11 protein-coding genes are annotated in these 13,884 nt (G+C 73.7%); 3 read left to right on the top strand and 8 right to left on the bottom strand.

The genetic code is table 11. From position 1 onward, the window contains the following. The first annotated feature begins 383 nt into the window (after positions 1 to 383). Entirely contained in the window at positions 384 to 1,223 is an 840-nt protein-coding gene (locus tag ABZX96_RS37125; RefSeq protein ID WP_355553802.1) for a 2-amino-3,7-dideoxy-D-threo-hept-6-ulosonate synthase, read from the top strand. Continuing rightward, positions 1,220 to 2,326, top strand: a complete 1,107-nt coding sequence (locus ABZX96_RS37120) for a 3-dehydroquinate synthase II (protein ID WP_355553799.1) — start codon at positions 1,220 to 1,222, stop codon at positions 2,324 to 2,326. The genes ABZX96_RS37125 and ABZX96_RS37120 overlap by 4 nt, the downstream gene beginning before the upstream one ends. Positions 2,327 to 2,611: 285 nt before the next feature. Here ABZX96_RS37120 and ABZX96_RS37115 read toward each other — a convergent pair whose 3' ends face one another. The 4 genes from ABZX96_RS37115 to ABZX96_RS37100 form a co-directional block, all read right to left on the bottom strand. Then, the gene (locus ABZX96_RS37115) at positions 2,612 to 3,919 is read right to left on the bottom strand and encodes an AMP-binding protein (protein WP_355553796.1); all 1,308 of its coding nucleotides are present in this window, start codon (positions 3,917 to 3,919) and stop codon (positions 2,612 to 2,614) included. 162 nt (positions 3,920 to 4,081) lie between these two features. Further along, a complete protein-coding gene (locus ABZX96_RS37110) occupies positions 4,082 to 5,005 on the bottom strand; it encodes an amidohydrolase family protein (RefSeq protein WP_355553793.1) in 924 nt (307 codons plus the stop codon). Positions 5,006 to 5,076: 71 nt separating this feature from the next. Further along, on the bottom strand, positions 5,077 to 6,789 hold the full coding sequence (locus tag ABZX96_RS37105; RefSeq protein WP_355553790.1) for an FAD-dependent monooxygenase: 1,713 nt from the start codon (positions 6,787 to 6,789) through the stop codon (positions 5,077 to 5,079). Between the two features lie 230 nt (positions 6,790 to 7,019). Further along, the gene (locus ABZX96_RS37100) at positions 7,020 to 7,526 is read right to left on the bottom strand and encodes a MarR family transcriptional regulator (protein WP_355553787.1); all 507 of its coding nucleotides are present in this window, start codon (positions 7,524 to 7,526) and stop codon (positions 7,020 to 7,022) included. Positions 7,527 to 7,603: 77 nt separating this feature from the next. Between ABZX96_RS37100 and ABZX96_RS37095 the strand changes: the two genes are divergently transcribed. Further along, complete coding sequence (locus ABZX96_RS37095; RefSeq protein WP_355553784.1) at positions 7,604 to 9,463, top strand: DHA2 family efflux MFS transporter permease subunit; 1,860 nt, start codon at positions 7,604 to 7,606, stop codon at positions 9,461 to 9,463. A gap of 170 nt (positions 9,464 to 9,633) precedes the next feature. On the opposite strand, the gene ABZX96_RS37090 is transcribed toward ABZX96_RS37095, so the two are convergent. From ABZX96_RS37090 to ABZX96_RS37075, 4 genes are all read right to left on the bottom strand, one after another. After that, positions 9,634 to 10,968 carry an aspartate kinase gene (locus ABZX96_RS37090; RefSeq protein ID WP_355553781.1) on the bottom strand — a complete coding sequence of 445 codons (1,335 nt, stop codon included), beginning with the start codon at positions 10,966 to 10,968 and terminating at the stop codon, positions 9,634 to 9,636. After that, entirely contained in the window at positions 10,968 to 12,014 is a 1,047-nt protein-coding gene (locus tag ABZX96_RS37085) for a methyltransferase (protein WP_355553778.1), read from the bottom strand. The genes ABZX96_RS37090 and ABZX96_RS37085 overlap by 1 nt, the downstream gene beginning before the upstream one ends. Positions 12,015 to 12,157: 143 nt before the next feature. Continuing rightward, positions 12,158 to 12,874 (bottom strand): HAD family hydrolase, encoded by a 717-nt coding sequence (locus ABZX96_RS37080; RefSeq protein ID WP_355553775.1) that lies wholly within the window; start codon positions 12,872 to 12,874, stop codon positions 12,158 to 12,160. 1 nt (position 12,875) lies between these two features. Next, positions 12,876 to 13,805 (bottom strand): pseudouridine-5'-phosphate glycosidase, encoded by a 930-nt coding sequence (locus ABZX96_RS37075; protein ID WP_355553772.1) that lies wholly within the window; start codon positions 13,803 to 13,805, stop codon positions 12,876 to 12,878. Between the last annotated feature and the right edge of the window lie 79 nt (positions 13,806 to 13,884).

Below are 13,884 nucleotides of genomic sequence, written 5' to 3'. Positions count from 1 at the left end.
ACGGAGAGTGCCGGGCGCCGTCTTGTCCGGGCGCTTCCCGCCCCGTCTCTCCGGCGCCTTTCTTCCGCTCCGGGGCGGGCGCCTCCCCGCCGTGCGCGCCATGCCCGCCTCCCCTCCCGTATACGCGGTGATCGTTCCTCCCCTCCCGCGTACGCGGGGCCGGCCCGGCATCCCGAGAAGACGTGATGCGGCCGGGCGGCCGTTCCCGGGAGGCTGAGGGCCACCGTGCGGGGAGGTCCGCCGTACGAGCCCCCGGGAAGGCCGAGCCGGATGGACGGAGTGCCGGACGGACGAGAGCCGGCGGACGCGAGCCGTACCGGGCGGGTGCCCGGCACGGGTGGGCGGACCGGCCGGTTCTCCACGGGGGAAATCAGGAGAAGGGTATGGCTGAATCACTCAATGTCCCGTTCGGGCGGCGGCTGCGGCTGCGGCGCCTGTACCGCGAGGGCGCCGACCGCCTGCTGGTCGTCCCGCTCGACCACTCGGTGACCGACGGACCGGTCACCCGGGGTGGCCGGCTCGACGACCTGGTCGGGAAGCTCGCGGCGAACCACGTGGACGCCGTGGTGCTGCACAAGGGCAGCCTGCGTTCCGTGCGGCCGGACCGGTTCCACCGCACCTCGCTGATCGTGCACCTGAGCGCGAGCACCGTGCACGCGCCCGATCCGAACGCCAAGTACCTGGTCGCCAGCGTCGAGGAGAGCCTGCGGCTGGGGGCGGACGCGGTGAGCGTGCACGTCAACCTCGGTTCGTACGAGGAGCGGCGGCAGATCGCCGACCTGGCGGCGGTCGCGGACGCCTGCGACCGCTGGAACGTGCCGCTGCTCGCCATGATGTACCCGCGCGGCCCCAAGATCGACAACCCGAGGGACCCGGCCCTGGTCGCGCACGCCGTGCAGCTCGCCGCCGACCTCGGCGCCGACCTCGTCAAGACCATGTACGTGGGCTCCGTGCCCGAGATGCGCGACCTCACCCGCGCCGCACCGGTCCCGGTGGTCGCGGTCGGCGGCCCGCGCGCGGACGACGACGGCCAGGTCGTCGCCTACGTCGAGGAAGTGCTCCGGGGCGGCGCGGCCGGCGTCGCCATGGGCCGCAACATCTTCCAGGCGCCCGACCCGGGCGCGATGGCCGCCAAGCTGGCCGGCCTCATCCACGACGAGGACCCGTCCGGCGACACCTCCGCAGCACCTCCCATCCGTACTCCCGAAAGGGTTCTTCCGTGAAGCTCAGCTGGCTGGACATCCGTGGCCTCGGTGACGTCCAAGAGGCAGTCGTCCAAGAAGCACTGCACTACAGGGTCGAGGGCATCGTCACCGACGACATCGCGGACCTGGCGCAGCTCCCGCCGACCGTGACCAAGGTCCTCTTCCCCGGCGGCGACGCGCTGCCCGAGGACTTCGGCGACGCGGACGTGGTCGTCGTCGATCCCCTGCGGCACGGCGTCACCCCGGCCGAACTGTCCCTGAAGCACCCGGACCTGGAGTTCGGCCGGTTCGTGGAGATCGTCGACGCGCCGACGCTGGAGGACGCGTGCGAGTCGGCGCGCACCGACCGGTGGAGCCTGCTGCTGTTCCGCGACCCGACGAAGATCCCGTTGGAGATCGTGATCGCCGCCGCCGCCCGGTCCACCGGCAACCTGGTGACCATCGCGCAGGACGTCGAGGAGGCCCGCATCATCTTCGGGGTCCTCGAACACGGCTCGGACGGCGTGATGATGGCCCCGTCGGCCGTGGGGGAGACCGCCAAGCTCAAGGCCGCCGCCCAGGCCGAGGTGCCCGACCTGAACCTCACCGAACTGGAGGTCGTCCGCACCGCCCACATCGGCATGGGCGAGCGGGCCTGCGTGGACACCTGCTCGCACTTCCGCGAGGACGAGGGCATCCTCGTCGGCTCGCACTCCAAGGGCATGATCCTGTGCGTCAGCGAGACCCACCCGCTGCCGTACATGCCCACCCGCCCGTTCCGGGTCAACGCGGGCGCCATCCACTCCTACACGCTGTCCAAGGACGAGCGGACGAACTACCTCAGCGAGCTCCAGTCGGGCAGCAAGGTCATGGCCGTGGACATCAAGGGGCGGACGCGGATGGTGACGGTCGGCCGCGTCAAGATCGAGTCCCGGCCGCTGATCTCCGTGGACGCGGTGGCCCCCAACGGGCAGCCGGTCAACCTGATCCTCCAGGACGACTGGCACGTCCGCGTGCTCGGCCCCGGCGGCGTGGTGCTCAACAGCACCGAACTGCGCCCGGGGGACAAGGTCCTGGGCTACCTGCCCAGCGAGGACCGGCACGTCGGCTACCCGATCGACGAGTTCTGCATCGAGAAGTGAGTCGAGAAGCGGGCTGAGGAATGCGCTCAGGAATGAGCTGAGGAATGAGCTGAGGAGTGAGTCGAGAAGTGAGCGGACCGTAGCCGTCGCGCACGGTCACATGGAGCGCCCGGGGCCACCGCCGCAGCCCCGGGCGCTTCGCCGTGCCGGGAGCCGGGAGCCGGGGGACGGGGGCCGGGGACGGGGAGCCGGGGCCGCGAACCGATACGCGCCTGGGCCGGATCTCCGGCGACGGCGAAGCGCCCGGGACCTTTCATGGCCCCGGGCGCCCGCCGCGTCCCCCGCTCACTGGTACAGCAGGGCCTTGCTCCAGTCCTCGTCCGGGCCGAAGAGGCTGCGCGGCTTGACCACGTCCGGCATGGCGCCGAGCACGTCGGAGGGGACGATGGAGCCGGGCGGCAGGGCCTCCACCCGTACGGGCACGCCGAGTTCGGCGCCGACGGCGCGGGTCAGCCGGTCCGCCGCGCCGCGCCGCCGGTCCGGGGCGGCCTCGATCTGGACGCGCAGCACGTCCGGCTCGGCGCGGGCCCGCCAGAACAGCACCTCGTCCGCGTCCGGCAGCCCGAAGACCAGTTCCTCCAGCCGGTGCTGGGTCACCGTGCGGCCCCGCACGGGGTGGCCGAAGGCGGTGCGGCCCAGCACCCGGACGGTGGGCAGGTGCCAGCCGCAGGGACAGTGCCGGTGGGAGACCTCGACGGTGTCCTCCAGGTTGTAGCGGACCAGCGGCATGGCCTCCCGGTAGAGCGTGGTGACGACCAGCTGGCCCGCGCCCTCGGCGGAGAAGGCGCCGGTGGCGGGGTCGAACACCTCGAAGAGCGCCCGGTCCGCCCACAGGTGCAGCCGCCCCTGCGGGCACTCCCCGGCCAGGCTGCCGGTCTCGGTGGACCCGTACTCCTCCACCACCCGCGCGTTCCACGTCCGGGCGATCCGCTCCCGGCGCGCCCGGGTCAGCGGCTCGCCGCCGACGAACAGGGCGCGCAGCGCCGGGAAGTCGGTGCCCGGGTCGTACCCGGCGGCCCGCGCGCCGGCCGCCCACAGCAGGCACTCGGTCGGCATCGACCAGGTGAGGGTGACCTTCAGGTCGTGCAGGGCGCGGATCACGCGCGAGCACGGGGTGGCCAGCGAGCGGTTGTCGGCGGGCACGACGGTGGCGCCGCGCAGCCGGGCCGCCGCGTGGGCGAGGTGGCCGGTCAGCAGCAGCGCGTAGGGCGTGCGGACCAGCAGGGTGTCCGACGGGGTGATGCCGACGTGCTTGCGGGCGAACCGTTCGGCCAGGTCGGTCCAGTCCTCCTCGGTGTAGTACGAGGGGGTGGGCTGCCCGGCGGTGCCGCTGGACTCGTGGTACGTGGCCAGCTTCTCCTTGGGCACCGCGAGCAGGCCGAAGGGGTAGGCGTCGCGCAGGTCCTGCTTGGTGGTCGGCGCCAGCGCGGCCAGCTCCTCACGGGTCGCGGGCGGGACGGCGGAGGCGAACCGCGCGGCGTAGAAGGGGGAGCGGGCGGCCCAGGAGAGGGTCCGGGCCAGCGGCTTGTCCTGGCTCTCCAGCAGTTCGTCGATGCTGTTCCACTCGCCCAGTCGGGGCAGGGGCTCGGTCATGGGAACTCCGTGAGGTGTGGAGGACGGGGCACCGGTGGCTTCCGGTGCGGTGGTCGCCCCGGACCGGGGCGGGCCCGGCCCGGAAGCCGTGGTGCGGCGGGGACCCGGGCGACCGCGCCGCCGCCCGGTCGCAGGCCCGCGCCGCCGCGCGTGCCCGGGGGCTCACCTCCGGGCGGCCGGCTCCTTGAGGACGCGCCGGGCGTTGTCGCCGAGCGCCCCGCGCAGCATGTCCGGGGGCAGCCCCAGCACGGCGTACTTGGCCAGTTCGACGGCGGGGTCCTGGAGCGGGTACTCCGAACCGAACAGCACCCGGTCCGGGCCGAGTTCGGCGAGCGCGGCGCGCAGGACGAGGGTGTAGCCGCCGGACGTCTCGACCAGGACGTTGGGCAGGTCGCGGACGAGCGTGAGCCCGTACAGGTCGATGTTGCCGATGCCGCAGTGGCCGAGCACGAACGTCACCTCGGGGTGCCGGGCGGCCAGCCGCGCCAGGTCGGCGACGCCGGAGCCCTCCTGCTGGAGGCACACGGCGTAGACGCTGTGGCCCACCTCGCCCGCCACCGCGACCAGCGCGTCGGTGCGCGGATCGGCCAGCGGCACGCCGTGCACCGCCGGGGAGACCTCCACCGCGCGGAAGTTGGGGGCCGCCGCGCGGTACGCGACCACCGGCCGGTGCGGGTTGGCGAAGTAGCAGGGCACCAGGCGCCGGGGGTGGGCCGCGCAGGCGGCGCGCACGGCGCCGTTGTCGGCGTCCTCCGTGGTGCCGCCGCCCTCGATGACCTGCCGCGAGATCCGCGCGGGCGGGAGGGTGCCGCCCGCGCACACCAGCGCCCGGCCGATGCCGTGGGCGTCCATGGCGCGCAGCAGGTCGGCCACCGCCCCCGCCGTGGGGCGCAGGCGGACGTGGAAGTCGAAGGCGGGGCGGGGGTGTTCGGGGTCGGGCCGGGGGTGTGCGGAGGCGGGGTCGGGACGGCGGGGGGTGTGGCCCGACCGGCCGGGAGTGGCATCGGGACGGCCGGGGGTGGTCCCGGGTCGGCCGGGGGGCGAGCCGGTTCGGTCGGGAGCGGGATCGGGATGGTTGGTGGGCATGAGGATCACCTCGCGCGGTGGTGGGTGCCGGGCCCCGGCGCCGGACCGGCGAGGGGCCCGGGCGGCGGGCCTTATCGGGGCGTCGGGGACGTCCCGGTCGCGGGCGCCGTCGGCCGGTGGCCGCGTACGGCGTCCAGGACGGTGCCCCAGTCCGCCGGCGGGGCGTCACCGCGCCAGGCCACGTGCTGGTCCGGCCGGACCAGGACCAGGTCGCGGCCCCAGACCCGGCGCGCGAGCGGGTCGTTGACGCGGACGTGCCGCACCGGAACGGACCGCCGCGCCGCGGCCTCCAGAACGCCCCGGCCGCGCGCCGCCCCGGAGAAGTCGACCAGGGTGAACCCTTCGGCCAGGAGGTCCAGCAGCGGGGAGCCGTCCGCGAGGAACACGCTCGGCGCGCGGGAGCCGGGCCGGGTGGTGGGGACGATGCCGCTCCAGGACCACAGGGGCGCATCGGTGTCGTTCGGCTCGTGCGCCGGGCTCGTCCGGGCGGCCGGACGGACGGGGATGCCGTCCGGCCGCTCCTCGTGGACCACCACCGGGGAATCGCCGTAGTGGTAGCCGAAGTGGATGCCCGAGTTGTGGATCTGGTACTTCTCCTGCGCCAGGAAGCCGGCCAGGTGGCCGGGGGAGGCGCCGTCGGCGACGAGCTGCGGGAAGCGGCGCCAGACCTCCAGGAGGTTGAAGCACATCTCCCGGTTGAACAGCGCGACCGGGCGGCGCTCGCTCTCATAGGAGTCCAGCAGGCCCGGCCCGCCCCAGCCGCCCAGTACCGCCGCCAGCTTCCAGCCCAGGTCCACGGCGTCCGCGAGCCCGGTGTTGGCGCCGTGTCCGCCCATCGGGTAGAACTCGTGCGCCGCGTCGCCGGCGAGGAAGACGGAGCCCGCGCGGTAGCGCTCGGCCACCGCCATCCGGCCGCGCCACCGGGTGACCTTGAGGATCTCGTCCGCGGTGATGTCCGTGCCCAGCCGGCGGCTGAGCACGCCGATCGGGTCGCGGTCGAAGTCCGTGTCCTCCAGGACGGGGAAGAAGGCGGTCCAGGTGTCCTGCTCGTCCCGGGACACCAGCGTGGCGCCGCCGGCGGCGATGGCCAGGAAGTACCGGCCGTACGGGCGCAGCCGGGGGTCGGAGCTGCGGAAGTACACGTCGCAGTGGTCGGTCTCCGGGCCGGTGACCCGCACGGGGACGCCCGCGGAGCGGCGCACCGCGCTGTTCGCGCCGTCGCAGCCGACGACGTACCGGGCCCGGACGGTGTACTCCTCACCGGTGGTCATGTCGGTGAGCGTGGCCCGCACCGCGTCCGCCTCCTGGACCAGGGACCGGAAGGCGGTCCCGGCGCGCAGTTCGACCAGCGGGTGACCGTCGGCCTTGGCGCGCAGCAGTTCCTCCAGGGCGTTGCCGGGCAGCCGTTGGTGGGGCTCCAAGGGGCTGGTGCCGTCGTTGTGGTCGGCGATGCCCTTGAAGGTGTCGCTCACGGACGGGGCGATCCATTCGGAGACCGGTGGTTCGTCCAGGGACCGGTACCACTGGAAGTTGAAGGTGCAGTCGGCGGGCACCCCGCGCTCCCGGATCTCCTCCGTGACGTTCAGCCGCCGCAGCAGTTCCATGCTGCGGCCGTTGACGAAGTCCATCTTGGGGTGGAGGGAGGGCGCGGCGTGCTGCTCGACGAGGAGGGCCGGGACGCCGTGCCGCGCCAGTTCCAGGGCCAGGGTCGAACCGACCGGCCCGGCTCCCACGATCAGTACCGGATGGGCCGGTCGGCCGGCCGTGCTCTGGTGGCTGCTCATATACGCACTCCTGTGGCGAGGGAGGATGTACGGGGTGATGACCCCTTCTCACACCCTGCCAAGCGCTACGGGAGTGGGCATCACGTGATCGCGTGATGCCCGCCGGGTGCGCGGATCGTCTCCCGCGGGGCCGGCGCGGCCGATCGGTGCGGCCGGAACGCCGCACGTGGGACGGCGTGTCCGGCCGTGAAACCGTCAACGACTTCGCGCGGCGCCGATGTGACGGTTCGTCAGGAAGGCGGGCGGCCCGCCGCCTCCTGCCGCAGGGCCGCGGCCAGTCCGGGGAGCACCTCGCCGAAGGACCGCAGGTAGTCAAGGACGATCTCCAGCTCCTCGTCCGAGTGCCGGGCGCACCAGGTGTCCAGCGCGTCCAGCACCGGCGTGTAGAGCGCTCCGACCTTGGCCCGCTGCGCGTCCACGGGGTGGATGACGACCTTCCGGCGGTCCGCCGGGTCCTTGGCGCGGCGGGCGAACCCGGCCAGTTCCAGCCGGTCGACGACGCCGGTGATGGCGCCGGTGGTCAGGCCGGTGAGCTCGGCCAGCCGGCCGGCGGTGAGCGGGCCCATGTGGTCCAGCACGCCCAGGCACAGCAGGTCGGTGCCGCCGATGCCGAGCCGGGCGGCGACCGCCTGGTCGGCCAGGGCCTGCCGGGTCGCCGTCGTACGGGCCTCCTGGTAGATCGAGCGTGTCAGTTCCCGCCGACGCGGGCTGCCGGTGTGGTGCGTGTTCCCGCCCAAGTGCCTTGCACATCCCTCACGGTCTAATTAGCTTAGAAACTAAGATACAGCGACTGTCCTCGGAAGGACACAGCTTCATGAGTATCGACTCGACCGCCGCCGCGCCCGCTCCGGGGCCCGCGGCGGCCGGTGAGCGGGGGACCGGCGGCACGCACCACCGCGGAATCCTGGTGGTCGTCCTCGTCGCCATCTTCGTGGACGTCCTGGACGCCAACATCGTCAACGTCGCCATCCCCGCCATCCAGACCGACCTGAAAGCCTCCTACTCGGCGATCCAGTGGTCGCTGATCGGCTACACCCTGCCCTTCGCCCTGATGCTCATCACCGGCGGCCGGCTCGGTGACATCTTCGGCCGCCGACGGCTGTTCCTCATCGGCATGACGGGCTTCACGCTGGCCTCCGCGGCCTGCGGCCTCGCGGTCTCCCCGGGGATGCTCATCTCCGCCCGGGTGGTGCAGGGCGCGATGGCCGCGATGATGGTGCCGCAGGTGCTGTCGATCATCACCGCCACCATCCCGCCGGCCAGGCGCGGCGGGGCCTTCGTCCTGTACGGGATGATCGCCGGCACCGCCAACGTCAGCGGCCCCATCCTCGGCGGAATCCTGCTGGAGGCCGACCTGTTCGGGCTCGACTGGCGGCCCATCTTCCTGGTCAACGTGCCCGTCGGCATCGCCGCCCTGGTCATGGCCGTCAAGGTGCTGCCGGAGAGCAAGAGCGAACACAGCCTGAAACTCGACCCGTTGGGCGTCGCCCTCATCACCGCCGCGCTGCTCGCCGTCCTGTACCCGCTGCTGCAAGGGCGGGAACTGCACTGGCCCACGTGGGGCTGGCTGCTGATGGGCGTGGCGCTGCCGCTGATCGTGCTCTTCGTGCTGTGGCAGCGGCGCAAGCAGGCCAAGGACGGCTCGCCGCTGGTGCCGCTGTCCTTGTTCCACCGGCGCGGCTACTCCGCCGGCCTGGTGGTCATGCTGACCTTCCTCACCGCCATCATCGGCTACTTCCTGATCTTCACCCTCTTCCTCCAGCAGGGGTTCGGCTTCACGGCGCTGGCCGCCGGTGTCACCAGCCTGCCGTGGCCGATCGGCGTGACGATGGCGGCGATCTTCGTCAGCAACGCCGGGCTCCGGCCCAGCCGGCACGTCGTCACCCTCGGCGCGCTCGGCATGGTCGCGGGCCTGCTCCTGCTGATCCTCACCCTCCAGCTCGCGGGCACCGGCCTCAGCGGCTGGCACCTGATACCGGCCCAGCTCGTCGGCGGCCTCGGCATGGGCCTGGTGATGGCGCAGGCCACCAACGTCAGCCTCCTGAAGGTGCCGCCCTCCGACTCGGGCGCGGCCTCCGGCGTGTTCAACGCCGTGATGCAGACCGGATCGGTGGCCGGTGTCGCGGTGATCGGCGTCATCTTCTTCGGCGCCGTCAGCGGACACGCCGGCACCGGCGCGCGCGCCGCCGAGAGCGGACTGCGCGCCGACCTGACCGCCGCCTCGGTGACCGGCCCCGCGCAGGACCGGCTGGTCGCGGGCTTCGCGCGCTGCCACGACCGGAGCATGGACCACCCGGACGTCCGCCGCGCCCCCGCCGGCTGCGACCGGTTGGTGACCGCGCTGCCCGCCGACCTCCGCGCCCCCGCCGGGAAGGCGCTGGGCGACGCCGCCCACGAGGCCCGGCTGCACACCTACGACGCGGCGATGAAGAGCAGCCTGTGGTGGAACGTCGGCCTGCTCGGCGTCGTCGCGCTGCTGACCTTCCTGCTGCCCCGCGACGGCGGCGCCCACGACGGACCCGTCCCGGACGGCCAGGAGGCCGGCGCGTCCGGCCCCGACCCCGAGGGCACGGCCGCCGCGAGCGCCGTCCCCGACGCGGCGACCGTCAAGGCCCCCGAAGGGACGGCCACCCACCACACGCCCGGCGACGGCCCCGAACCGGCCCAGGCGTGAACCCCGCGCGGCGCGTCCCCACGGGGGCCGGGCACCCAACGGTCGGTCGGCTCGAAGGCCGCGCCGCGCAGGATGAACGGCGGGACCGCCACCCCCGAGGCGGTCCCGCCGTTCCCCGTGCCCCCGAAGGGGAGTCGGCAGGCGGCGCGCGGTTTTTCGGCGAGCCGGTTTTACCTGGCGATCTCGGGCGCGGGTTCCGCCGCCGGGTCCGTCTCCTCCGTCAGGTCCAGCCCGAACGCCGTGTGCAGCACCCGCACGGCGTCCGTGAGCCGGTCCTGCGGCACCAGCGCCGAGGTGCGGACCTGCGAGGTGTGGATCCAGGTCGTCGGCGTCCCCGAGGCGGCCAGCGCGGTGAGCATCCGGGCGGTGACCTCCGGCCGGTTCAGCAGCCCGGTCCCCACCACGGTGACCTTGCCGACCTCGCCCTGGAAGCGCACCTCACCGCCCAGTTCGCGGACCAGCCGCTCCAGCGGGCGGCGGACCCGGGCCAGTTCGCTGCGCCGGGTCGCGAAACCCATCCGGAACTCGTCCTCGTAGGGACCCGAGCGGGCCACCAGGTCCACCGGCAACCCGTACTCCGCCAGCAGCGAGAGCACCTCCGGGGCCGGGTCGCGCCCGGAACCGGCGCAGTGCACCAGCACCCGGGAGACGTCCGGGTCGTGGGTGACGGCGGTGACGACGGGCGCCGTCTCCAGCGCGCGGATCAGGTCCTCCTGCTGCTCCGGGCAGGGCATGTCGGTGGGGATCACGGTTCCGGGTCCTTCCGTCGCGGCACCCAGTACGTGGGTGGTGACTTGGTGCGTCTGCGCCAGCTCGACCGCGCGCGAGTGCAGCACCCGGGCGCCGGTGAAGGCCATCTCGGCCATCACGTCCACCGGGACGAGGGGCAGCAGGCGGGGCGCGGGCACGATCCGGGGGTCGGCGCTGAAGACGCCCGGCACGTCGGTGTAGATCTCGCAGCGGTCCGCGCCGAGCCCGGCGGCCAGCGCCACCGCCGTGGTGTCCGAGCCGCCGCGGCCCAGCGTCACCGTGTCGCCCCGCTCGTCGACGCCCTGGTAGCCGGTGACGACGGGGACGGCCCGCCGCCCCAGCAACTGGTGCACGCGCGAGGGGGCGAGCCGGTCGACGACTCCCGCCCCGTGCCGTCCATGGGTGCGCACCCCCGCCTGCGCGCCCGTCAACGACTCGGCCTCCAGGCCGCGTTCGCGCAGCGCGAGGGCCATCAGCGCGGCGGAGGCGGTCTCCCCGGTGGCCAGGAGCTGGTCCATCTCCCGGGAGCCGTCCGGCACGTCGAAGGCGCACCCCTGGGCCAGCAGCCGGTCCGTGGTGTCCCCCTGGGCGGACACCACGACCACCACCCGCTGTCCGGCCGCGACGGCGGCCACCCGGCCGGCCGCGTGCCGCACCCGGTCCACGTCCGCCAGCGACGTGCCGCCGTACTTGTGCACCACCAGGGCGCGCCACGGGGCGCGGGCCGTGGCGCGCGCGAGGTTCCCTGTGGGCATCACGACCCCGTACCCGCGGGCCGGGCCTGCACCACGCGGAAGTCGGTGGCCTCGATCGGCTCGCCGATCCCGGCGAGTTCGAACCCCGCCGCGGCGAACACGGTCCGGAACTGCTCCTCGGTCCGCTCGAACCCGCCCGCCGTCAGCACCAGCATGTTCAGATCGCTGAACGCGGTCTCCACGCAGGTCGCCGCCCGCGCCGTGGCGGGCAGGACCGGCTCCAGCACCAGCAGCCGGTCCTGCGGGCCCATGGCGGCCCGGCAACTGCGCAGCAGGGCCACGCAGCGCTCGTCGTCCCAGTTGTGCAGCACACTCTTGATCAGGTAGGCGTCGCCCTCGTCCGGCACCGCGTCGAAGAAGTCCCCCGCGACCACCTCGCACCGCTCGGCCAGCCCGGCCCGCGCGATCCGCTCGCGCGCCACGTCCGCCATGGCGGGCGTCTCCAGGACGATGCCGCGCACCTTCTCGTGCTCGGCGAGCACGGCGGACAGGAGCGTGCCGTCCCCGCCGCCGACGTCCACGATCGTCCGGTACTGCCCGAAGTCGTGCGCGGCCACGATGAACGGCGCCTCGAACGAGGCGTTCTCCGCCATCGCGTCGCGGAACGTGCGGGCGAAGTCGCTGTCCTCGGACACGTACGCGTAGAAGTCGCGGTCGTGCACGGCCTCGAACGCGGCCCGGCCGGTGCGGATGCTGTACGCCAGCCGGCCCCAGGAGCGCCACACCTGCTCACCGCAGAACAGGCGGGTGATGGCGTCGATGCCGCCCTCGGCGCACGGGTCCAGCGGCGTGCCGGCCGGCGCCAGCGCGAACCGCCCCGGGTCCGTCTCCAGCAGCACCCCGAACGTCGCCAGCGACCGCAGCAGCCGGTAGAGCGACGGGGGGTGGGTGTCGGTCAGCGCGGCGAGCTCGTCGCTGCGCCGCGGTCCGGCGCGCAGGAGTTCGGGAATCCGCAACTCCACGGCCGTGTGGATCATCTGGGAGGTCATGTAGCCGTAGGTCATCCGGACCATCAGCGCCCGGGTGGCGGGATCGGCTGCTGTCATCGGTGGTCGTCCTTCTCGCCGCCCCTGGGACGGCTGGTCGGGAGGGATGTACGGGATCGATGGGTAGGCGGTGACGAAGGAATAGGGACATATGGCGCGGGGTGGGCGGCCGACGGCCCCCTCCGGGGCCGCCGGCCGTCGTCTCACGCCGCGATCACGACGCCGGCCAGCACCGCGTCCACCACCGCGCAGAAGCTGTCCACGACGGTGTGCGCGCCGGCCGCGACCAGTTCCTCGGCGGTCGCGACGCCGTACGAGACCCCGATCGTCGCCATGCCGGCGGCCAGGCCCATTTCGATGTCGGCGAGCCCATCGCCCACGACGACGCACTCCTCGGGGGCCAGTCCGAGCCGGTCGGCCACGTACAGCGCCATGTCCGGGTGCGGCTTGCCGCGCGCCACGCTGTCGTGGCCCGCGATGGCCGCGAACATGTCGTCGATGCCGGTGATCTGCACGGTCTTCACGGCCGCGGCGTGCACCTTGGAGGTGGCCACGCCGAGCTTGCGGCCCACCTCCCGCAGGTGCAGCAGTCCGGGCGCCACGCCCGGGAACAGCAGCCGGCGGCCCTCGGAGCGCACATGGTCGCCGAACCGCCGCCGGTACAGGCCCATCGCCTCGCCGACCTGCTCCGCGTCCAGCGGCAGGCCCAGCAGGTAGGCGAAGTTCTGGTCCAGCGGCTTGCCGACGGTGGCGCGGATCGCGGCCTCGTCCGGCTCCCGGCCCATGTCGGTCAGGATGCCGGCCGTGATGGCGGTGATGGCCCCGGCGGTGTCCGCCAGCGTGCCGTCCAGATCGAAGATCACGCCGCGCTGGACGGGGCCGCCGCGCCGCGCGGTGTCGTCGCTGTCGAGCGTCGTCACCTCAGCTCGCCTCCTCGTGGGTCTGCGCGGCGCTCAGCGCCACGGCGAACTCGCCGGCCAGCCGGGCGTTGCTGATCAGCACCGCGCGGGTGGCGGCGCCGGACCGGCCGGCCGTGGCCCTGGCGACCGCGCGCATCAGGAAGGGGCTGATCGCGTTGCCGGTCACCCCGGCGCGCTCCGCCTCCTCCAGGGCGCCCTGGATGGCCCGTTCGATCTCCGCGCCGTCCAGCGCGTCGGCCTCGTCGATCGGCGCGGTGAGCAGTACCGTGCCGCCCTTGTTGACCTCCCAGTGCAGCCGCACCGCCCGCGCGGCCAGCGCCAGATCGTCCACCTGGGGCACCGGTACGTCCGACTCGCGGACGTAGAACGCCGGGAACCAGCGCGTGCGGTAGCCCAGTACCGGGACCCCCGCGGTCTCCAGGTACTCGGCGGTCAGCTTCAGGTCCAGGATGGACTTGGCGCCCGCGCACACCACGGTCATCCGGCTGCGGGTGAACTGCAGCAGGTCCGCGGAGATGTCGAAGGACTGCTGGGCGCCCCGGTGCACGCCGCCGATCCCGGCCGTGGAGAACACCGGGATGCCGGCCCGCTCCGCGCCCACGATCGTGGAGGCCACGGTGGTGGCGCCGAGCCCGCCGCCGGCCAGCACCGGGCCGATGTCCCGGGCGCTGACCTTGGGGATGCCCTCGGCGCGCCCGAACCGGTCGACGAGGTCGCCGTCCATGCCGACCACGAACCGGCCGTCGGCGATCCCCAGGGTCGCCGGTACGGCGCCCGCGTCGCGCACCGCCTTCTCCAGGGCCAGGGCGATCTCGACGCTCGCCGGATATCCGGGACCGTGCGCGATCAGCGAGGACTCCAGGGCGACCACGGGGCGCCGCTCCTCCAGTGCGGTGCGGACTTCCTCGCTGATGAGTGTCAGGGAATCCATTGGGGCCGTTCGTCAGGCTCGTCAGAAGAAGCTGACCGACGGGCTCGTGCCGACGAGCCATACGATCGCCAGCACGGTG

Origin of the sequence: Streptomyces sp. NPDC003077 (assembly GCF_040611095.1) — a bacterium.
In the GTDB taxonomy this organism is placed as follows: domain Bacteria; phylum Actinomycetota; class Actinomycetes; order Streptomycetales; family Streptomycetaceae; genus Streptomyces.
The sequence above is the reverse complement of the archived record's forward strand: the minus strand, read 5'-3'. Positions and strand labels throughout refer to the sequence as shown.